This is a genomic window from Pedobacter arcticus A12, assembly GCF_000302595.1.
Lineage (GTDB): Bacteria > Bacteroidota > Bacteroidia > Sphingobacteriales > Sphingobacteriaceae > Pseudopedobacter > Pseudopedobacter arcticus.
In genome coordinates this window covers 966749-988435 of sequence record NZ_JH947126.1, presented here as the reverse complement: position 1 = coordinate 988435, position 21687 = coordinate 966749, and the positions used below count along the sequence as shown (strand labels likewise).

Below are 21687 nucleotides of genomic sequence, written 5' to 3'. Positions count from 1 at the left end.
TTATAAAATCCCTATTGGTTAATTTATTAGCTAATGTTTTTTTAGGATTAAAAAAGTATAATCATGAGCGTGTTTCTCATCTTTTTGATGCTCTTGTTTCCATGCCACTTGCCATTTTTGCGCATCTAAATTCGGGAAAAACGTGTCTGCACTAAAGCTTCCATCTACTTTAGTAAAATAAATCTGATCTGTTGATGCCAAAGCCTGTCGGTAAATTTCGCCACCGCCAATAACAAAATACTCGTCTTCGTTTTTACAAGCGTTAATTGCATTGCCGAGGTTGTCAAAAACTTCAACACCTTCAATTTTTAAATCTGCTTGGCGACTAATTACAATGTTTCTGCGATTTGGTAAAGGTTTTCCTACAGAATCAAAAGTTTTTCGACCCATAATTACGCTATGCCCAGAAGTAACTTTTTTAAAAAATTTAAGGTCGTTTGGCAGGTGCCATAGTAGCTGATTGTTTTTTCCTATTCCGTTTTCTTTGTCGGTAGCTACAATAAGTGATAAGCCTTTGAATTTCCCAAGAGGGACTTCATTGTCTTCGTTATTTTGCATGTTTGGTTTCGGTTTTTTTTGAACGAAGCCAAATATAGTATTTTTTGCCAAACGGTTAGGGTTGGTCTCCTGTAGCAATTGACCGCTAAAAATGCTTAATACGTTTTTTGAGGAGATTTTGGAGGTTTTAACAGGCTTTTCGTTATATCTTTTGGCAAAAAAGCCAAAAGGATGTCACTTCAATCCTTAACCCGTAAGAACAGGTGTTTTGAAATTCTCCTTTAGTGATTCAGTTTTGAATAGGGGGGATTTTGTGATAAAACTGAGCATTTACTTACAGCTTATTTCGATTTCGGTATAAACTTCATGCTTATTGAGTTTACACAATGGCGGGTGTTTTTTTCTGTTAAGCGCTCTCCTTCAAAAACATGCCCTAAATGTCCGCCACAATTGGCACAAACAATTTCGGTTCTTCGTCTATCGGCATCCAAAACCCTTTTTACCGCACCCGGAATTTCATCATCAAAACTGGGCCATCCACAATGCGATTCAAATTTATCATCCGAATGGTATAGTGGCGTATCACATTGCTTGCAAACATACGTTCCAGCATCTTTTAAATTGGTGTATTCTCCAATAAAAGGTCTTTCGGTTCCTTTATTTATGATTATGTATTCCTCTTCGGAGGTTAGTTTGTTGAGTTTCATGGTGGAAAATATTAAATTTTGATTGTTAACTATATTAAATTAAACGTTGCAGATGGACCACTATTGTTAAATCGATTAAATACCTGAATATTCTTAATGGGTTTTCAATACTAGGTGTTTCGTTTTTAATCGCTGATTAATTAATCCCGCGTAAAGTTCGTGTTTAGTGGCTTTTAAGAGGTTTTCTGGTGGATGATTTTTATAAATATTTTTTTTATTAATGCTGAGTTAAAAAAATCAATAATTAATCGTTGCAAGTCTAGTTAAATATACCTTATTTTGAGATAATCAAACCAAAATAATAAATAATGAAAAAACTATGTATTCTATTGTTGTCTGTTATGGTATCAGGCGCATCATTCGCTCAGGGTGGCGATTCAGGTTCTAAAGTTAAATTCGGCATTAAGGCTGGGGTTAATTTTGCAAGTATGACCTTTAGTTCTAGCGGGATATCCGTTAGTCCTGAATCTGTTACCTCATTCCATGTTGGTGGTTTGGTGGATTATTCTTTTTCAGAAAAACTAAGTCTTCAGCCCGGTTTAATGTTAAGCGGTAAAGGTTTTGAAATTGAAGGAGGAGGAATGGACATTTCAACAAACTTAATGTATCTTGAAGTACCTGTGAACGTTGTTTACAAAGTAGGGGGACTTTACTTTGGCGCTGGTCCGTACGCTGCTTTTGGATTATCTGGAAAAATTAAAGCCGAAGGTGAAGACGACGAGGATGTTAAATTTGGAAATGGAGACGATGAACTTAAAGGAACTGATTTTGGATTAAACTTTTTAGCTGGATACCAGTTAACAAACGGCCTAAATTTTGGTGCCGGTTATGGTTTAGGATTAAGTAACCTATCTAACGATGGTGACGCGAAAACTAAAAATAAAGTTTTTTCAATTTCTGTAGGCTTTTCTTTCTAAAGTCAAGAAAAACAAAGTTTAAGAGAAAGACCGACAGAATTTGTCGGTCTTTTTTTGTTCTATTCCTTCAGTATTTTTTGATACTCCCGTTGCAATTCTAGTAAACAGCTGGCACACAAGCAACCTTCATAATTTTCTGATACATATTGAACCTCGTTGAGGTTTAAAACCACCTTACTGCATTGGCACTGTGTAAAGTTGTTTGCTTTGCATTCTATTTTCAGTTGGCAACGCTCACAAATAATAACCTCATGTTTGGTGTATGCTGGGGTGCTCATTTAAGTTTTGGAAATTGCGTTTTCAAAACGTAAAGATAGTCCTTTTATGAAAAGAGAGCCTAGTTAACTAAAACTAAACTCTCTTTATGATGTTAATCTAATCGTTTTACGCACTACAGGATAAACATCCTTCTTCCATGCTACAGCTTTCTCCCTCTATTATTTCCGTAGCGTTTATTACGGGGTCAATTTCTTTTATCGCCTGACTTTGTACGCTAAATTTGATCGCCTGACTGGCTGCTTGCGTACGCAAATAGTACATGCCGGTTTTTAAGCCTTTTTTCCAAGCATAAAAATGCATTGAAGTTAGCTTAGATGCTGTAGGCGAATTAATGAATAGGTTTAAAGATTGCGACTGGCAGATGTAAGCACCTCTGTCTGCAGCCATATCAATAATGGTTCTCATTTTAATTTCCCAAACAGTTTTATAAAGCTCCTTGATATGCGCTGGGATATTTTCTATATTTTGAACAGAACCGTTAGCCAAAATGATCTGTTCTTTCATTTTGTTGTCCCACAAACCTAATTCTACCAAATCTTTTAGTAAATGTTTGTTTACAACCACAAACTCGCCACTTAATACCCTGCGAGAGTAGATATTAGAAGTATAAGGTTCAAAACATTCGTTGTTGCCTAAAATTTGAGAAGTAGAAGCAGTAGGCATTGGCGCTAATAACAGCGAGTTTCTGACACCGGTTTTAACAACTTGTTTGCGCAATTTATCCCAATCCCATCTTTTACTTGTTGGTTTTACATTCCACAAATCAAACTGAAACTTACCTTCTGATAGCGGTGAGCCTTTAAAAGTGTCATAAGCACCTTCTTTAATTGCCAAATCAGCAGAAGCTTGCATGGCAGAAAAATAAAGCGTTTCGAAAATATCAATATTCAATTGTTTGGCGCCTTCACTTTCAAACGGCATTTTCAGCAACATAAAAGCATCTGCCAAACCTTGCACACCTAAGCCAATTGGGCGGTGGCGGAAGTTGGAATACCTTGCCTCTTCAACCGGGTAATAATTATTGTCGATAATTCGGTTAAGGTTAATGGTAATCTGATAAGCAACTTCATAAAGTTTTTGATGGTTGAATTCGCCGTTTTCAATATACGATGGCAGAGAAACCGAAGCTAAATTACAAACCGCAACTTCCTCTGGTGAGGTATATTCCAAAATCTCGGTACATAGATTTGAACTTTTGATTGTACCTAAGTTTTTTTGATTCGATTTACTGTTGGCCGCATCCTTGTACAATAGGTAAGGCGTTCCAGTTTCAATCTGAGAATCCAAAATGGCAAACCATAGCTCTTGCGCTTTTATTGTTTTGCGGGCTTTTCCTTCAGCTTCGTACCTTGTGTATAGTTTTTCAAATTCATCGCCATAGCAATCTGCCAAACCCGGAGATTCGTGTGGGCAAAATAAACTCCATTCCCCATCTGCTTCTACGCGTTTCATAAATAAATCAGAAATCCAAAGTGCGTAAAACAAATCACGGGCTCTGTTTTCTTCTGCTCCGTGATTCTTTTTCAGATCTAAGAAGGCAAAAATATCTGCATGCCATGGTTCCAAATAAATCGCGAAAGCTCCTTTGCGTTTGCCTCCACCTTGGTCAACATATCTTGCGGTATCGTTAAAAACTTTTAGCATTGGTACAATACCATTGCTAGTTCCGTTTGTACCGCTAATGTATGAACCTGTGGCTCTAACATTATGAATGCTTAAACCAATTCCACCAGCACTTTGCGATATTTTTGCTGTTTGCATTAAGGTGCTGTAAATGCCTTCAATACTGTCATCTTTCATCGCTACCAAAAAGCAGCTCGACATTTGTGGCTTCGGTGTTGAAGCATTGAAAAGAGTAGGTGTTGCGTGGATAAACCATTTTTCGCTCATTAAAGTGTAAGTTTTAATTACACTTTCTAAATCGTTTTTATGAATGCCCACAGATACACGCATAAAAAGGTGTTGCGGGCGTTCGGCAATTTTACCGTCTATTTTTAAAAGATAGGACCGCTCTAGGGTTTTGAATCCAAAATAATCGAATGCAAAATCACGATCATAAATAATTGTACTATCTAAAAGATCTGCGTTATCTGCTATAATCTGCATCACATCATCCGCAATTAGCGAGGCATTTTTACCCGTTTTTTTATCGATGTAACCATGGAGCATTTTCATGGTTTCGGAGAATGATTTTACGGTATTTTTATGCAAATTAGAAACAGCAATACGTGAAGCCAGTAAAGCATAATCTGGATGGCGGGTAGTTAAGGAAGCAGCGGTTTCTGCAGCTAAACTACCCAGCTCAGAAGTAGTTACACCGTCGTATATTCCATCAATAACTTTTTTAGCTACTTCAGCAGCATCAATAAAATCCTGATGTAGGCTATAACTCAATTTCTCTATCCGAGAAGTTATTTTATCAAATTTTACGGTCTCTTTTCTACCGTCTCTTTTTATTACGAACATCTTGTTTTAGTTTTTTAGTATCGAGTAGTTAGTATCAAGTATCAAGATGATCTGCACAGTTTGTCAGCTAATTAAGTGTCTTGATACTTGCTACTTGTGTCTTGCTACTTATTAAAAATCTTCTTCCAAAGAAAAAGACTGACTTGCGGCATCGCCCAATACGCCACTTTTCTGGTAATCGCCAACGCGTTTTTCAAAGAAATTGGTTTTTCCCTGTAAGGAAATCATCTCCATAAAATCGAATGGATTGGTTGCATTGTAAATCAATGGATAGCCAAGCTCAGTAACCCATCTATCGGCAACAAACTCAATATACTGTTGCATTAAGCGAGCGTTCATGCCAATTAAATCAACTGGTAAAGCATCTGTAACAAACTCTTTTTCTATTTCTACCGCTTCTTTAATAATGTCGTAAACTTCGTCTTTACTCATTTTATTGGCTAGCATTCCGTAAAGCAAACAAGCAAATTCGCAGTGTAATCCTTCGTCTCTAGATATCAGTTCATTGCTAAAGGTTAAACCTGGCATTAAACCTCTTTTCTTTAACCAGAAAATAGAGCAGAAACTTCCGCTAAAAAAGATGCCTTCAACCGCTGCAAAAGCTACCAAACGTTGTGCAAAAGTTCCGTTTTCGATCCATTTTAAAGCCCAGTTAGCTTTTCGGGTAACGCATGGAACGGTATCAATAGCGTGTAATAAATGGTCTTTTTCTTTAGGATTTTTGATGTAGGTGTCGATGAGCAGAGCGTAGGTTTCTGAGTGGATGTTCTCCATCATAATCTGGAAACCGTAAAAACACCTGGCTTCTGGCACTTGAACTTCTCGCATAAAGTTGATAGCCAGGTTTTCGTTTACAATACCATCACTGGCTGCAAAAAATGCCAAAACATGGCCAATAAAATGCCGCTCGCCATCTGTTAAATTATCCCAGTCTTTTTGATCTGCAGATAAGTCAATTTCTTCGGCGGTCCAAAAACTAGCCTCGTGGCGTTTGTACATCTCCCAAATTGCGGGATAGTTGATCGGTAAAATAACAAAGCGGTCTTTGTTTTCTTTGAGTAATACTTCTTCCTGTTGCATGTTTAAGTTTTAAAAATTAACAAACAGGAATTGACAAAAGGGTAGGAACACTGCTCCGGATGCAGCAATCAGATGCTTTTATCAAAACCTTTTACGTGAAAGTCTTGAAAAACTCATTTGGCAGGTCTCCTGGCTCTTCCGTTTACAAAACATCTTCCCAATTGCGGTGTGCGCTCAGTGATATTTTATTTTGTAGATTTTTGATGCTATGTCCAAATACAGCAAAACAGAATTACAGTTGCATCGTCAGCCCGTGATTTTAACACGGTTCCCTTTTAATTTTGGCGTGTTAACACCCAAAACCGAAACAAGTATTTTAATAACTGTTACAAAACTAAGCTTAAAAAATGAAGCCTGCTTAATCAAGTTTTAAACAGGCTTTGTTGTTATCAACATTTGTGTGATTGGGCAAGAATGAGCGTGGTTTTAAGGTACCTCGTAGGTGATTTTGCAAGGTACTATCCCTTTGCTGTATAATCCAATTTCTTTTGCGGCAATAACAGATAGGTCAATGATTAGTCCTTTACCGAACGGACCTCTGTCGTTAATTACAACCGTTACAGACTTGTTGTTATTTAAATTGGTTACGGTAACCTCTGTGCCGAAGGGTAATGTTTTATGTGCGGCGGTAAATTTGTTTGCCCTATAAACTGCTCCACTAGTGGTCTTTCTGCCTTCAAACTTTTTTGCGTAATAGGTTGCTTTTCCGGTTTTTGAGATACTATCTACCGGCGCAGTAAGCGTTAAGATGTTTAATAATACAACAGTTAATAAACCCATTTTCGAATTTAGTTTTTTTTACCCGAAGTCTTTTATGTTTTTTAGAAATAAGTGTTTATAGCAGATTTACCCTTCTTTTATGTAGCTCGTTTTTTTGGAATTTGGCGTTGTATTCAAATACTTATCCTTTGAAAACTTTGAGAATCATCAAACGAAAATTTAGCGGATGATATTACGGTTCAATTATTTATTTTAAATTTGCACCTTTGAATTAAGTATTCCTTTGGAATACATTACCTGCTCTCTATGAAAAATAAGTTTACTTCCGTTAATTGGATAATTGGGTATCTTATTTTTGCTGTAGTTAGTTTTTCATCCTGCGAAGAAAAACATGCTAAGAAAGATGACAAACTCCATGACACTTTAAATATAGCCGATAGCCTGATTTTAGCTGCTGATAAAGCTAAAGCTCTAATGCTATTACAAACTGTAGATATAAATAATTACAGTAATAAGGCGCAGGTTGTAAATTATCAGGTTTTGTATGCAATTGCTGAAAAGAAACTAGCGCCAATACGCTCATCATTAGCGCAGAAAACATTGAAAATGTTTGACGATGAGTTGTTTAGAGATGAGCACCTGGATCTGTATTTTAAAACGCTAGTGCTTAACGGAGACGTTAGTTATGAAAATGGAAACCAGCTAACAGCACTAAATTTTTATGTGGAGGCTAAATCATTGCCTCTGGAAAAAGACTGCAAGAAAGGTTATTTATTTAGTCGTTTTGCGCAACTTTATTCAGATCAAAAAGATTATGTAAGAGCCGCCGAGTACAACCTAAAGTCTTATTATCTAACAAAGCATTGTCAGGAGCAGAAACTGTTAAGGGCTAGTTATTATAGACCCGAGATGTGTTTAAATAACGCTGGTTTCTTTTATTTTAAAAATAGGCAGTTAGATAGCGCTGCCAAATATTATAAACTGTTTGAAGAGCGAATAGCAGAAGTTGAAAAGGCTGGTGAAATCAACACAGATTACGCCAACCTAATGAGAGGTATTTTGTACGATAATTTAGGAGGCTTAAACTTAAAGCTTGGCAACCTGCCATTGGCAGAAGCCTATGTACAAAAGAGTTTAGCCATGAACAAAGATCCTAAGGGTGATATTTTAATTCCTCCGTATCTAAAATTGGCCGAGATTTATACCCTTAACGGGCAATATAATAAAGCACTGCTTGCTTTTAATAAAAGCAGATCATTGTTGGATATCAAGAATCAAAAACCAGATTTATATACGCTCTTGTGGTACAAAAAATACGCAGATTACTTTCATAGAAGCAACCAGCCCGATAGTGCTTTTTACTATCAAAAGTTATATTCCGATACCTCTGATTCTTTAGCATTAAAAAATGAAGAGATTTCTAATCTGGATGTTGCTAAGGAAATGAAGTCTATTGTGGAAAGACAGGAACTGACTAAACTCCGTCATAGCGACCAGGTTAGAAGGATTTATGTGGCCGGATTAATAGAGTTTTTAGTGTTGATTTTAATTATTATCACGTTAGTTTACCATAACCTAAGAAAAGTTAAAAGACTGCATCGAGAGTCTGTTAAGGATAATGAAGCAATTACCTCAGCGATTGATGAGCTGGAGCGGGCAAACAAAAATTATATTCGGATTATGCGGATAATGGCACATGATCTACGAAATCCATTATCAGGAATGTCAGGTTTAGCATCTGCGCTTTTAGATGATGACAACTTTGATGAAGAGAGCTCCAAAATGCTTAAGCTTATTGAAAGTACGGGCTTACATTCTATAGAGATGATTAATGAGTTGCTTAAAACGGGTTTAGCCAATGAAGATACCCCAATTGAAACTCAAAGTCTAGATTTGAAAGCTTTACTTTATGATTCGGTAGAACTGTTGCAGTTTAAAGCTAAGGAGAAGCAACAACAGATAATTTTTGAAAACCAAGAGCTAGATGAACCGGTTTTCTCAAAGGTGAACTATGAAAAAGTTTGGAGAGTTTTAAATAACCTGTTGGTAAATGCGATAAAATTTAGTTTGATTGGTGGCGTAATAAAAACTGGTATAAAAGAGTATAAAAGCAGTATTGTTATTTATGTTTCTGATAACGGGATTGGGATTGCTGATAAGGATAAAGAAAGTGTTTTTGACATGTTTACAGAGGCTAAAAGAACAGGTACAAGTGGCGAACAACCGTTCGGCTTAGGTTTGTCTATATCTAGAAAAATAATGGAAAAACACAGCGGTAAAATTTGGTTTGAAGGCAATGTTGATGTCGGTACTACATTTTTTATAGAGTTTCCAAAAAGTTAGGGTTTTATTAAAATCGATTTATCATACCCAGATACGGATAAAAAAATGTTACCCGTTATAGATTTAAGTCTTCCAAAAAACAAGTGTTAAATACTAATGAATCTTGAATTTAACGAACTGAGATTACATTTTACTCACAGAACCATCGCCTATTTTCTTGGTTGTAATAATGGGCTCTCCAACGTATTTCACAGCACCCGGACCAACTATTTTTGCGTCGATAGTTTTTGATGCATTGATGTAAGCAGTTCCAATTCCAGCAATTTTGACCTTCGTATTTTCTGCTTCTAACTTATCCGCGTTTACATCGCCAGAGCCAGCCATAGTTATATTTAACTCTCCAACTTTTCCTGCCAAAGCAATATTTCCAGACCCACTCAAGGTTACTTTTGCACTTTGCGTATCCATAGATGCGATGATTCTTCCCGAACCACTCAACTGGAAATCGGCACTCGCAGAACTCATTTCACCGTCTAAATCGATGCTTCCAGAGCCTGATTGTAGTAACGCGTCTAATTTTACAGCGGTAATGAACACTTTAACAGTATTCACAGCAACGTTCCAGTTGTTGATGTCACGCTTGGTGCGTATTTTTAGAATTCCGTTCTGCACTACCGTTTCAATTCGCTCCAAGTCATCATCAGAACCCTCAATACTCAAGCTTTCTTCGTCGCCCATTTTTACAAAAACCTCAACGGCTCCGGCGTTTGCAATGGAATGGAAGTTTTTAACGCTTCGGTTTTCTTGCGCATTTGCAGTGCCAGCACTCAAAATTGTAAAAAGAAATAAGATTGTAAAGACTGGAAAAAATTTGTTCATCTGTAAAGGTGTTTTTATATAAGACGCTGAAATTATGGAATAGTTGCTTTAGTTGTTCAAAATTTTTGTTTCGATGTAGAAATCTTTTTTGATTTCAACGTTTTTAACGTCGCTAATATTGTGAATTACAGACCATTCTGTGCTCGGATTTATCCAAGTCTGCTGCTTGTTATTTAAACGTAAAGGCATATTAAATTCAGCAAGGTTTGATAGCCATCTACATTCCACCTTATTTCCGGTTTGGCGTAACTCTAAAACGGGTATGTTTTTGAATTTAAGATATTGATTAAAAATTGGACTGAGGTTTAAACCCGTTTGAAGGTTAAAATATTCAATAATTTCATCTCCGGTACAGGTTTTCTTCCCGAATTTCTGATTCAATCCTATGAAGATAGAACGCCATTTTTTATCATCATCAATAATCTGACGGATGGTATGCAACATGTTTGCACCTTTATAATACATGTCGCCAGAACCTTCTTTGTTTACGCCGTAATTGCCAATAATTGGTTGGTCGTTTAAAATGTTTTTCCTTGATCCAATTACATATTCGGCACCAGCTTTTTTACCATACCAATATTCTGTAAACAAGCTCTCGGAATAATTGGTGAAGCTTTCATGCACCCACATATCGGCAATATCTTTTGCAGTGATATTGTTGCCAAACCATTCATGCCCGGATTCATGTACAATGATAAAATCCCATTTTAAACCCCAGCCTGTGCCAGATAAATCCGTTCCTAAATAGCCTTTTTTGTAACCATTTCCGTAAGCAATACCGCTTTGGTGCTCCATACCCAAATGTGGGGTTTCTATAAGTTTATAACCGTCCTTGTAAAAAGGATAAGCACCAAACCAGTATTCAAAAGCCGTTAACAAGCGTTTTACATCTGTAAACTGTTTTTTTGCTTTTGCCATATTTTGGGGCAATACGTAATAATCTAAACTTAAATCGCCTTTTAAACCTTTGTAGCGATCTTTAAAATGAGCATAATTGGTGGCGTTTATAGCAATGTTGTAATTGTTGATTGGGTTGGTAACTTTCCAATCGTAACGGGTGTAGCCATTTTTTAAATCGGTTTTACCTATCAAGCGCCCGTTAGAAACATCCATAATTTTGTTGGGTACGCTTATGCTGATTAAAGCGCTATCTACTTCGTCTGCTTGTTGGTCTTTGTTTGGATACCAAATACTAGCGCCCACACCTTGGCAGGCCGTTGCAATCCAATCTTCTCCTGTGTCGGTTTTAGCGAAAATAAAACCGCCGTCCCAAGGTGCTCTTTTCGCAACCGTTGGTTTCCCGAAGTAGTAAACCGTAAAACTGTCCTGTTTTCCTCTGGCTATTTCTTCATTAAAACTCAAAAAAACAGCATTAAATTCTCTTTTAAATACTAAAGGTTTACCATGGTAAATAACTTTTTCAATCTCCAAATTGGCAAATAAATCAAACTGAAGTTCTGTAAAGTTGGTGGTTGCAGTAAATTTGAAAAGGTTGCTTCCGCTGATAAATTTTTCTTGAGGGTTTACTTTGACGTTTAGGTGGTAATAGTTGATATCGTAACAGGTTCGGTAAGGCGAAGTTAAACTCCCTCGTAAGGTGTCTGCTCGGCTATAAGTTTGGTTACCATGAGTGACCTGTGCCTCAGCGCTCAGCGAAAGCAGTGTTAAACAAAAGAAAGCGTAGTAGCTGTATTTCATAGATTTCTATAATCGAAATTAGTAAATATCTTAAACCGGTTCAAAAAATCACCCCATCATTACAAAGCTTGTTAAGGCTTTCTAATCCAAAATTTTTAAAATAGATTTGAAGAATGGTACAAAAACCAAATATACGGACTGTAAAAGTAATGCGCTACGTAACTCCTTTAAGAGAAGGAGGGTCGATGCCGGCAATTGCCGAAGCTGATGACGATTTTTTGTATGTGCTTAAATTTAGAGGAGCGGGGCAAGGTACAAACGCGTTAATTTCTGAACTGATTGGTGGTGAAATTGCCAGGAAACTAGGATTAAGAATGCCAGAACTTGTATTTGCAACTTTGGATGAAGCGTTTGGAAGAACCGAGGCTGATGAGGAGATCCAGGATTTGCTAAAGTTTAGCACTGGTTTAAATCTGGCTTTGCACTATTTATCTGGCGCAATTACCTTTGATCCGGCGGTAAATGTGGTTGATGAAGGTATGGCTTCTACGATAGTTTGGTTGGATGCCTTGCTGATGAACATGGACCGCACCGCAAAAAACACCAATATGTTGATGTGGCATAAAGAACTTTGGTTGATTGACCATGGAGCTTCTTTATACTTTCACCACTCGTGGACAAACTGGAAAGAGCAGGCAAAGTCTCCGTTTTTATTGATTAAAGATCATGTTTTGTTAAAGCAGGCGAGTGATATTGCTTCTGTTGACCAAAAAGCGAAGCAATTATTAACAGCAGAGTTTTTGGAAGGCGTGGTTAGTCTGATCCCAGACGATTGGTTGAACGATAACTTTTTTGACACTCCACAAGAGTTTAGAGACGCTTACCTAACTTTTTTGACTACCCGTATCAACCACGCTAATAATTTCGTAAAAACCATTGAAGATGCAAGAACAGCACTTATTTGAGTACGCAATTATAAGGGTTGTGCCAAGGGTAGAACGCGAGGAGTTTATTAACGTGGGTGTAATTTTATTTTGCAAGCAACAGCACTTTTTAAAAGGAAAGTTTTTTTTAGATAAAAGTAAACTTTTGGCTTTAAGTCCCGATTTAGATATTGAAGAATTGGAAAAGAACCTTGATGCTTTCACAGCGATTTGCAACGGAAAAAATATAGGGTCAGTAATTGCCGATTTGGATCTACCATCGCGTTTTAGGTGGCTTACCGCAACTCGAAGTACAGTGATACAGACCTCTAAAGTTCATCCTGGTTTCTGTGCAGATGCAAATACAAAATTAGAAAGCATTTTTAGTCAGATGGTTTCATAAACTAAAACGACGTTTTTTTACACAAATTAAATAGAAAAGTTTTTAAATTTTGTTCGTCGTAAAAGACTTTAAAGTACCTTTGGTTCTGATGGATAAAGATTTCATAACAGCCTTGTATAAAAGGCAACAGAGTGCTCAGGCAATTCCAGCTAATGAGGAGATTGCTAAATGGGCTTTATCAATTATAGGTTTGCTTTTTCCCGAACTTTCTGATAAGATATATAATTCTGAAGAAGAGATAAGTAAAGAATTTGATCTTTTACAAGTTGAACTTAACAATCTTTTAGACGCTACCCAAGCTTGTAAAGATTGCCATAATGATGTAATTGCAGCAGAATTTATCAATAGCTTAAAAGATATTTACGCAACTTTAAAGAACGATATCGTAGCTTTAAACAGTGGTGATCCTGCTGCAAATAACGAGTTCGAAGTCATTCGTACCTATCCTGGCTTTTGGGCTATAGCATTTTATAGGATTGCAAATAAATTATTAAAGCTAAAGACCCCTTTAATCCCCAGGATTTTAACTGAATATGCGCACTCAAAAACCGGAATAGATATCCATCCAGGAGCGCAGATTGGCGATTTTTTATGTATCGACCATGGTACAGGGATTGTTATCGGTGAAACTGCTATTATAGGAAACAATGTTAAGCTTTACCAAGGTGTTACTTTGGGCGCCTTAAGCGTAAGCAAGATTTTGGCGGGAGTAAAGCGCCATCCAACGGTTGAAGATAATGTGGTTATCTATAGCGGTGCTACCATTTTAGGTGGCGAAACTGTGATTGGTACAAATAGCATAATCGGCGGAAACGTTTGGTTAACAAAGAGCGTTCCTGCAAATTCTACGGTTTACCACACACCGTCTATCAAGGTTATCGAAAACTCTAATTCTAACGCTTAATGAGCACAATTATAGATTTAGTGGGTAATACACCACTTGTTGAAATTCAAAAATTAAACACCAACCCAAATGTTAAAATTTACGCCAAGCTAGAAGGTAATAATCCAGGCGGGAGCGTGAAAGACAGGGCAGCTTTAAATATGATCCAAAGCGGGATTGAGCGTGGAGATATTAAACCTGGCGTTAAGCTGATTGAAGCAACTAGTGGAAATACAGGTATTGCTTTGGCGATGATAGCCCGTTTGTTTGATTTGGAGATTGAGCTGATTATGCCCAAAAATTCTACACGAGAGCGTACCCAAACCATGGAAGCTTTTGGTGCAAAAGTTATTTTGCTTGATGGCATTGAGGAATGTAGAGATTATGCGGAAGAAAAAGGAGCTTCCGGCGAATACTTTTTACTGAATCAATTTGCTAACGCAGATAATTATTTAGCGCACTATAAATCTACCGGACCAGAAATCTGGAAAGATACCAACCATAAAATTACCCATTTTGTAAGTTCTATGGGCACCACAGGTACCATTATGGGGACTTCGATGTATTTGAAAGAGCAAGATTCCGCTGTTCAAATTGTAGGCTGCCAACCTACGGAAGGTGCATCAATTCCAGGTATTAGACGTTGGCCAGAAGCATATCTGCCAAAGATTTTTGATGCCACTAGAGTAGATAGGGTGATGGATGTCTCGCAAGAAGATGCTACACAAACTGCTCGGGATTTAGCAAAGGTAGAAGGAATATTCGCGGGGATGAGTAGCGGTGGAGCTTGCTACGCAGCACTTGAATTGGCTAAAGAATTAAAAGAAGGCGTAATCGTTTTTATTGCTTGCGATAGAGGTGATCGTTATCTAAGCAGCGACTTGTTTGGGTAGGTTTTTAGTTAGTTAGTTAGTTAGTTAGTTAGTTAGTTAGTTAGTTAGTTAGTTAGTTTTTAGTTGAGCTTTCGTGAGTTGTCGGTTTTTAGACTTTATTCCAATAAACTCGCCGTCATGTCGATGATAGGAGATATCTCACTAGCAAGTCCTTCATTCTCGTTTTTACTTACTTAAGTTTCTACACCTGCTATTTTCTAAACAGATTTCAGAGGTGGTTATTTTCTAAACCATACAGCCTACTGTTCTATAAATAAAAATAAATACCATTTTGGTTTTTAGTTCAAAAAATACTTACATTGCAAAATAAAATAGTTTATTATGCGAAGGGAGCTCCAAGAATTTTCTTTAATGATTGATGAACAATTTGAGTTAGTAGAAAAAAGAACCAACAAATTTTTGGCTTTTTTAATCCGCTTATTCAAATAGCTTAATACTCATTTGTTGTAAACAGCTCAAACTCTTCAGCTGGAAGAAAAGTTATTGCCCTTAAATTCAAAATTCGCCGAGTTTAATGTGGGCTAGTGAAATTGCCAGCTGAAAATTGGCGTTCAGAACTTATTACATAAAACTTACGACCTTTCAACTTACTCACTTAGAACTTTAAACTCTGAACTTTAAACTATAAATTTGCCCTCTTAAATAAGATACAGTTTTGAGAAGAGAAAGAGAGCCACAAACTTTATACGGATTAACCGTACATGATATAGCCGAAGAAGGAAAAGGAGTAGCCCGAGCGGAAGATTTAGTGGTGTTTATAGAAAAAGCCATCCCCGGTGATGTGGTTGACGCAACAATCTATAAAAAGAAGAAAAAATTTGCTGAAGCAAGAATTGCCAATCTGATAACAGCGTCCCCAGAAAGAGTTGACCCATTTTGTGAGCATTTTGGCGTTTGTGGAGGTTGCAAGTGGCAACACATGGATTACCAAGCTCAGCTCAAATACAAACAAAAATCTGTTTTAGATGCCTTACAGCGGTTAGGTGGTTTAGACGTTGCACATGCAGAAGCAATTTTACCTTCTGCACAAGACAAATATTACCGTAACAAGTTAGAATACACTTTTTCTAACAAACGCTGGTTAACAGCGATGGATGATATTATTGAGGATGAAAGAGATAGAAATGCTTTAGGTTTTCACGTTCCCTTGCGTTTTGATAAAATTCTAAAAATTGATCATTGCTATTTACAGGCAGATCCATCAAACGAATTAAGAAATACCATTGCCGAATTTGCGATAGCAAATAACATTTCTTTTTACGATTTAAGAGCGCATGAAGGTGCTTTACGTAATTTGGTCATCCGTACTTCTTCAACGGGTGAGTTAATGGTTATCGTAATTTTTGCATATCCAGAAGAAGGACAGGTTGAGTTAATGATGGAATTCGTTAAAAATAAATTCCTTCAGGTTACTTCGCTGTTATACATCATCAACCAAAAGAAAAACGATACTTTTTCTGATCAGGAAGTGTTGCTTTACAACGGCAGAACATATATAGAGGAAGAAATGGAAGGTTTACGGTTCCGCATTGGTCCCAAATCTTTTTACCAAACCAATTCCTTACAAGCTTACGAATTGTATAAAATAACCAGAGATTTTGCTGATTTAAAAGGTGATGAACTCGTTTACGATTTATATACGGGAACAGGAACCATCGCCAACTTTGTTGCCAAATATGCCAAAAAAGTGGTAGGAGTAGAGTACGTTCCGGACGCGATTGTGGATGCAAAAATTAATTCGGAAGTGAACGGAATCAATAATACGGTTTTCTACGCTGGCGATATGAAAGACATTTTAAACAATGACTTTATCAACCAGAATGGGAAACCAGATGTGGTAATTACCGATCCACCGAGGGCAGGAATGCACCCAGATGTAGTAGAGCGCTTGATGGAGATGGAGGCTGATAAGATTGTTTACGTGAGTTGCAATGCAGCTACGCAGGCTCGTGATTTAATCCGCTTAAAGGAAAAATACGATTTGGTACGTATTAAACCGGTTGATATGTTTCCACATACGCAACATGTAGAAAATGTAGTGCTTTTAAAACTCAGAAAATAATGAATCCAGAAGAATTATTAGGTCAAGATGACGGACAACAAGCACCAGAGGAAAGTCCGCTTATTAGTTTAAAAAAAGATCTGGAATTTTATAAAGAAACCTTGCGTGAAGTGGCCGTAGAAATTATGGTCGAAGGACTTTCTGCTTATCCTATTTTTGTAGCGCACCAACATGAGGTTGCTTTGGGCGAGATGATTTTGGATAGGGGCGAACTTGGAACCAGTTGGAGCATTCAGGCTTCCACTTTAGAAGAGTTTGTTGAGAAGGGAATTATACAGCACTCCAAAAAAGAAATGTTTATCCAAAGCTTTAAACCCGCAGATGATTTTATGTGCGTTTTTACTATAGTTCCGGAAGGCGCAAATTTTGTTTACTATCCTTATAAGTGATTTCAGGCAAACGAGATGCAAATTTACCGTCATTCCGAACGAGGTACGAGGAGGAATCTGTAAGCGATGAAAACATAAACCCTTTTTTAACGCACAGACGGTAACTCTGGTCTTTGCTGAAGAACTTGGAGATCTCTCCTTTCGTCGAGATGACGAAACACCTAAACCAAAAAATCCCGACTAAATCGGGATTTTAAATTTAAAGATATATCCAAGCTTTCAGCCTTATACCTTAAACCTTCTGCCTAAAGAAACTACATATAAGCTCTTGCGTTACTTCCTTCTTTCCAGTTCATAAAAGCTCGGTTAACTACTTTGTTTCCGCCTGGGGTTGGGTAATTTCCAGAGAAATACCAATCTCCCAAATGATCTGGGCAAGCTTCGTGTAAACCTTCTAACGTTTGATAAATAACTTCAATTTTTGCACCTATCCCTTCTGGCGTAATAATCTGAGCAATTTTTGCTGAAATTTCTTCTGGACTAAAAGGAGCGTAAATCGCTTTTACGTGGTTAATTACGTCCTCTTTTGGTACATCCGCTTGTGCTCTGCATTTTTCGTAAACCTCTGTAATAACGTTTTCCATACCACGCTCTTTCAATAAAGATATGGCAGCATTAAATGCAACAAATTCGCCCATACGGCTCATATCTATTCCGTAACAATCCGGATAACGAATTTGGGGTGCAGAGGATACAATAATGATTTTAACAGGACCTAGGCGGTCAAAAATCCGTAAAATACTTTGTTTTAAAGTTGTTCCTCTAACAATGGAATCATCTAAAGCAACAATTGTATCAATGTCTCTACGAACTAAGCCGTAAGTAGTATCATAAACGTGAGCTACCATATCGCTACGGTCTGCATCCTGCGTAATGAAAGTGCGCATTTTTACGTCCTTGATTGCTAATTTTTCAACTCTTGGTGTTACTTTTAAAATACGATCTAGTTCTGCATCGGTCAAATTATCGCGACTGTTAGCCAGAGCGTTACGCTGTGTTTTTACGGTATGTTTATGTAAACCTTCTACCAAACCATAAAAAGCAACTTCTGCCGTGTTTGGAATGTAAGAGAAAACAGTGTTTTCGATATCGTAATCAACAGATTCTAAGATTGTTTCTGTTAACAGGTTGCCTAGTTGCTTACGCTCTTTGTAAATATCGGCATCGCTTCCTCTAGAGAAATAGATTCTTTCAAAAGAACATGCTTTTTTCTCTACCGGTTCTCTAAAAATTTCTTCTTTTACAGTGCCATCTTTTTTAATGATCATGGCATGTCCAGGTTTAATTTCTTTTACCTGACCAATTTTAATGTTAAAAGCAGTTTGTAAAGCCGGCCGTTCAGATGCTGCTACAAAAATCTCATCATCTTGATAATAAAAAGCTGGTCTGATACCTGCTGGATCACGCAATACAAAAGCATCACCATGCCCAAAAATACCGGCAATGGTATAGCCACCGTCCCAGGTTTTAGCAGATTTTTTTAGGATGTGGTTTACATCCATGTGGTTGCCTATAAGCTGAGAAATCTCGTTATTATCGTAACCTTCGCGTTTAAATTTGTCAAACAAAAACTGGTTTTCATCATCTAAAAAGTGACCAATTTTTTCAAGAACAGTAACCGTATCTGCTCTTTCTTTTGGATGCTGACCTAAATCATAAAGCTGTTGTAAAAGCTCGTCAACGTTGGTCATGTTAAAGTTGCCGGCAATTACCAAGTTTCTACTTTTCCAATTGTTTTGGCGTAAAAACGGATGGCAAGCCTCTACACTGTTTTTTCCGTGAGTTCCGTAGCGCAGATGCCCTAATAAAACCTCACCAGTAAAACTTACATTTTCTTTTAACCATTGTGCATCCTTTAATAAAGCAGGATCTTGCTCTTCAACGGCGGCAAACTTTTTCATCACGTATGAGAAAATATCCTGAACGGCATTTTTCTCCATAGAACGGTAACGGCTGATATAGCGGTTCCCGGGTTTTATATCTAGTTTTATGGTCGCAATGCCGGCACCATCCTGTCCGCGGTTGTGTTGCTTTTCCATCAACAGATACAGCTTGTTTAAGCCATAAAGTGACGTTCCATATTTTTCCTGATAATATTCTAAAGGCTTTAGTAATCTGATGAATGCTATTCCGCATTCGTGTTTGATTTGATCGCTCATTATAGAGTTTTAATGAAGCTCACAAAATTAGCACTTTCTAAGGTTTTGAGAAATATAAACAGTCATATCGTTCACATTTATTTGATTTTTTTTAGAGCGTTTGATTATAAGGTGATTACGAAGGGGCGTAATAAGAAATTCTGCTTACAAAATGTTTTGTTTTAGCCAAGGTTTCGGGTTAACGATGGAAGCGGATACCGGCCAAAAGCTTAAGGCCTGTGGCGTATGAGCGGACAGCGTGTTAAAACGCCCAAAAATTTATTTTTCTGTTAAGCATTTGACAATCTGCTTATTGGATATTTTTTAGCACATAAATAAGTTCGTACATGTTTACTTATCGGTGTTTTAAAGATACTGATGGACGTTTTCAAAAAATGGTCTTCTTATTGTAATGTAGTTCCAAAACAAAATAAGAAAACTATGAAAAATTTAAGAACAGGGATTGCAGTATTGGTTTCACCTTTGTTGATTATGGCTGCATGTAGTAACAAGGACTCGAAGTATAAAAACTTACAGACCGGTGAAAATGTATATATTATTAAGTCTGAAACTGGACAAGCGATTGACAGTGTAAGCGGTAAGCCAGTTGAGTTTTATGTTAATACGGAGACTAAGGACACCATATATGGAGAAACCGGTGTTGTTGTAAATAATAAGGTTATAAAAACTGCTGATGGTGTTTATAAGCTAGATGAAAGTAAGTTTAAGACTGACGTGGAAAAGCTTTTGGAAAGCGGTGACGACGTTAAAGTAAAAGTTGACGGTGATGAGATGAAGATTAAAACCGACGATAAAAAGATTAAGATTGACGGTGACGAAAAGAAAGTTAAGGATAGATAATTAAGGAATTATGAAAAGGATATTTTTAGGTATGGCGGTTGTAACCATGTTAGCAACTGCCTGCAATAACGGAAATAAACCGGATAGCAACGCCGATACTACCAATTTTAACTCGGAAGATGGAACTATAACGGTTGCTGAGCCGGTGGTTAGGGAGGGGGAATACGTAAATTTGGCTTCGGGCGAAAAGGTGACTATTGTTAAAGACCCAACTACCGGGATTGCGATTGACAGTAAAACGCAGATTCCTGTTCAGTTTTATTATGACCCCGTGACTTTGGACACCATGTACCAGAGCGGTATGGTAGTAAACAACTTGTTGATCAAAGAGGGTGAAGGGAAATACAAACTTGACGATATGAAAATTAAGGTTGACGGCGATAAAATAAAAATCAAAACTGATTCGACTAAGTTGAAGGTTGATGGTGAGGAAATGAAGATGAAAACCCCTGATGGGAAAATGAAAGTTGACGGTGAAGACGGTAAAATTAAAACCGATGAGACCAAGATAAAAGTAGAGGATGGTGATACGAAGGTTAAGCCAAGAAACTAGGAAAAAATAAGGTTATAAAGCAGTCTCATAATTTTGAGGCTGTTTTTTTTTGCCCCAAAATGTACTCGGTATATTTCTTGCAAATAACAGAAAAATCTACGAAATAACACGACCGTAATAGGAGTGTTAATTATATCAAAAATTGATGTCCAACCATTCAAATACTTTTTTGTAGGTTAATTCTCTTACTGGTTCTTTGGAGAGGAATAAGTCGTGTATGCCGTTTTCTATCTCGCAAATTGTAACTTTACCTTTAATTCTATTGGCATAATGGCGCATGTCATTTACGTTTAAAACGGCATCTCCTTCTTTTAATATCTCGGACCACTTTTTTTCGTAAACAGATTTACTGCTGTGCAATACAAGCATTGGTACATCTAATATTAAATTATTTTTAATGTTTTTCTGGGCGTTGTGTATTGCGTGGATAAAGCCCAGATTTACTTTTGGGATTTCGAACGGTTTCCAAGCTAAGGAATAGTTCCATTCGCCATATTTTTCGCTATGGAGACTATAGCCATATAAATTTGTAAATCCACTTGGGATCCGCAGGTTTGGAAAATATTTACCTAGAAATGAAAGTATAGGAATTCCTAATTTTCTTTCAATAAGGTTAAGGTTAAATTGGTAAAACGGACTGTTACAGATTACTCCGTGAAATAGGTCGCTGTTTAAATGTCTGCCTGCGTAATTGGTGATGATGAGTCCGCCGGTGGAATGCCCCATCAGAATTACTTCGCTGTTGTTTTCTGATTGGATGATTTGCAAAGCTTTGTTGAGTTCTTCATCATACTCCAATAATGAACGAACGTTGTTCAATTTTTGATGATTTAGGAGAGAGCGGCCGTATTTTCTTAAATCTAGTGCATAAAAATTGTAGCCCTTTGTACAAAATCGGTTTGCTATCTGGGCCTGAAAAAAATAATCATTAAAACCATGGATGTATAAGATAGCCTTGTTTGATGATTTTTGAGATTTTTTGCGCACTAAAGTAGCAGCGGCTTCGCCTTCATAATCGGGCAGTAGTGATAAAGTCAGCTGCTCAAAGCCATCACCCAGTACATCGGGAAAATAATCTATCTCGCTATTACTCATCGTTATTTCTTCTTTCATCT

The 21687-nt window shown here is 37.2% G+C and carries 20 protein-coding genes and 1 riboswitch; of the genes, 10 read left to right on the top strand and 10 right to left on the bottom strand.

Annotation, left to right across the window (positions count from 1 at the left end; all coding sequences use genetic code 11):
• Window positions 1-30: 30 nt before the first annotated feature.
• Together B176_RS0111340 and B176_RS0111335 are read right to left on the bottom strand one after the other, a co-directional pair.
• Window positions 31-558 carry a dihydrofolate reductase gene (locus tag B176_RS0111340; RefSeq protein WP_051130026.1) on the bottom strand — a complete coding sequence of 176 codons (528 nt, stop codon included), beginning with the start codon at window positions 556-558 and terminating at the stop codon, window positions 31-33.
• Window positions 559-839: 281 nt separating this feature from the next.
• Window positions 840-1205: a methionine-R-sulfoxide reductase gene (locus B176_RS0111335; RefSeq protein WP_017258930.1), complete on the bottom strand. Its 366-nt coding sequence runs from the start codon at window positions 1203-1205 to the stop codon at window positions 840-842.
• Between the two features lie 308 nt (window positions 1206-1513).
• On the opposite strand from B176_RS0111335, the gene B176_RS0111330 reads away from it, so the two are divergent.
• Window positions 1514-2122 (top strand): porin family protein, encoded by a 609-nt coding sequence (locus tag B176_RS0111330; protein ID WP_017258929.1) that lies wholly within the window; start codon window positions 1514-1516, stop codon window positions 2120-2122.
• 59 nt (window positions 2123-2181) lie between these two features.
• On the opposite strand, the gene B176_RS20640 is transcribed toward B176_RS0111330, so the two are convergent.
• From B176_RS20640 to B176_RS0111310, 4 genes are all read right to left on the bottom strand, one after another.
• Window positions 2182-2400 carry a cysteine-rich CWC family protein gene (locus B176_RS20640; RefSeq protein ID WP_083852710.1) on the bottom strand — a complete coding sequence of 73 codons (219 nt, stop codon included), beginning with the start codon at window positions 2398-2400 and terminating at the stop codon, window positions 2182-2184.
• A 106-nt stretch (window positions 2401-2506) separates the two neighbouring features.
• Entirely contained in the window at window positions 2507-4867 is a 2361-nt protein-coding gene (locus B176_RS0111325) for a ribonucleoside-diphosphate reductase subunit alpha (protein WP_017258928.1), read from the bottom strand.
• A 111-nt stretch (window positions 4868-4978) separates the two neighbouring features.
• Complete coding sequence (locus B176_RS0111320; RefSeq protein ID WP_017258927.1) at window positions 4979-5947, bottom strand: ribonucleoside-diphosphate reductase small subunit; 969 nt, start codon at window positions 5945-5947, stop codon at window positions 4979-4981.
• Window positions 5948-6049: 102 nt separating this feature from the next.
• Window positions 6050-6270: riboswitch (cobalamin riboswitch) on the bottom strand.
• Window positions 6271-6373: 103 nt separating this feature from the next.
• The gene (locus B176_RS0111310) at window positions 6374-6727 is read right to left on the bottom strand and encodes a septal ring lytic transglycosylase RlpA family protein (RefSeq protein WP_017258925.1); all 354 of its coding nucleotides are present in this window, start codon (window positions 6725-6727) and stop codon (window positions 6374-6376) included.
• 246 nt (window positions 6728-6973) lie between these two features.
• Here B176_RS0111310 and B176_RS0111305 point away from each other — a divergent pair, with 246 nt between their 5' ends.
• Window positions 6974-9010: a tetratricopeptide repeat-containing sensor histidine kinase gene (locus tag B176_RS0111305; RefSeq protein ID WP_017258924.1), complete on the top strand. Its 2037-nt coding sequence runs from the start codon at window positions 6974-6976 to the stop codon at window positions 9008-9010.
• A 123-nt stretch (window positions 9011-9133) separates the two neighbouring features.
• Here the strand turns inward: B176_RS0111305 and B176_RS0111300 are convergent, their stop codons facing one another.
• Both B176_RS0111300 and B176_RS0111295 read right to left on the bottom strand, forming a co-directional pair.
• Window positions 9134-9829, bottom strand: a complete 696-nt coding sequence (locus B176_RS0111300; RefSeq protein WP_017258923.1) for a head GIN domain-containing protein — start codon at window positions 9827-9829, stop codon at window positions 9134-9136.
• Window positions 9830-9877: 48 nt separating this feature from the next.
• The gene (locus B176_RS0111295) at window positions 9878-11527 is read right to left on the bottom strand and encodes a M1 family metallopeptidase (protein ID WP_017258922.1); all 1650 of its coding nucleotides are present in this window, start codon (window positions 11525-11527) and stop codon (window positions 9878-9880) included.
• Window positions 11528-11640: 113 nt separating this feature from the next.
• Here B176_RS0111295 and B176_RS0111290 point away from each other — a divergent pair, with 113 nt between their 5' ends.
• The 6 genes from B176_RS0111290 to B176_RS0111260 all read left to right on the top strand — a co-directional run bounded on the left by B176_RS0111290 (window position 11641) and on the right by B176_RS0111260 (window position 17020).
• A complete protein-coding gene (locus tag B176_RS0111290; RefSeq protein ID WP_017258921.1) occupies window positions 11641-12432 on the top strand; it encodes a HipA family kinase in 792 nt (263 codons plus the stop codon).
• Window positions 12410-12793 carry a DUF3037 domain-containing protein gene (locus B176_RS0111285; RefSeq protein WP_017258920.1) on the top strand — a complete coding sequence of 128 codons (384 nt, stop codon included), beginning with the start codon at window positions 12410-12412 and terminating at the stop codon, window positions 12791-12793. Before B176_RS0111290 ends, B176_RS0111285 begins: the two co-directional genes overlap by 23 nt.
• An 88-nt stretch (window positions 12794-12881) precedes the next feature.
• A complete protein-coding gene (gene epsC, locus B176_RS0111280; protein ID WP_017258919.1) occupies window positions 12882-13697 on the top strand; it encodes a serine O-acetyltransferase EpsC in 816 nt (271 codons plus the stop codon).
• Complete coding sequence (cysM, locus tag B176_RS0111275; RefSeq protein WP_017258918.1) at window positions 13697-14569, top strand: cysteine synthase CysM; 873 nt, start codon at window positions 13697-13699, stop codon at window positions 14567-14569. The genes epsC and cysM overlap by 1 nt, the downstream gene beginning before the upstream one ends.
• Before the next feature lie 655 nt (window positions 14570-15224).
• Window positions 15225-16631: a 23S rRNA (uracil(1939)-C(5))-methyltransferase RlmD gene (gene rlmD / locus B176_RS0111265; RefSeq protein WP_017258916.1), complete on the top strand. Its 1407-nt coding sequence runs from the start codon at window positions 15225-15227 to the stop codon at window positions 16629-16631.
• Window positions 16631-17020, top strand: coding sequence for a hypothetical protein (locus B176_RS0111260; RefSeq protein WP_017258915.1), 390 nt, complete (start codon window positions 16631-16633; stop codon window positions 17018-17020). The genes rlmD and B176_RS0111260 overlap by 1 nt, the downstream gene beginning before the upstream one ends.
• Before the next feature lie 254 nt (window positions 17021-17274).
• On the opposite strand, the gene B176_RS0111255 is transcribed toward B176_RS0111260, so the two are convergent.
• Window positions 17275-19179 carry an amidophosphoribosyltransferase gene (locus tag B176_RS0111255; RefSeq protein ID WP_017258914.1) on the bottom strand — a complete coding sequence of 635 codons (1905 nt, stop codon included), beginning with the start codon at window positions 19177-19179 and terminating at the stop codon, window positions 17275-17277.
• 420 nt (window positions 19180-19599) lie between these two features.
• On the opposite strand from B176_RS0111255, the gene B176_RS0111250 reads away from it, so the two are divergent.
• Window positions 19600-20019: a hypothetical protein gene (locus tag B176_RS0111250; RefSeq protein WP_154647956.1), complete on the top strand. Its 420-nt coding sequence runs from the start codon at window positions 19600-19602 to the stop codon at window positions 20017-20019.
• A 10-nt stretch (window positions 20020-20029) separates the two neighbouring features.
• Window positions 20030-20572, top strand: coding sequence for a lipocalin/fatty acid-binding family protein (locus B176_RS0111245; RefSeq protein ID WP_154647955.1), 543 nt, complete (start codon window positions 20030-20032; stop codon window positions 20570-20572).
• Window positions 20573-20707: 135 nt separating this feature from the next.
• Here B176_RS0111245 and B176_RS0111240 read toward each other — a convergent pair whose 3' ends face one another.
• The gene (locus B176_RS0111240) at window positions 20708-21685 is read right to left on the bottom strand and encodes an alpha/beta hydrolase (RefSeq protein WP_017258911.1); all 978 of its coding nucleotides are present in this window, start codon (window positions 21683-21685) and stop codon (window positions 20708-20710) included.
• Between the last annotated feature and the right edge of the window lie 2 nt (window positions 21686-21687).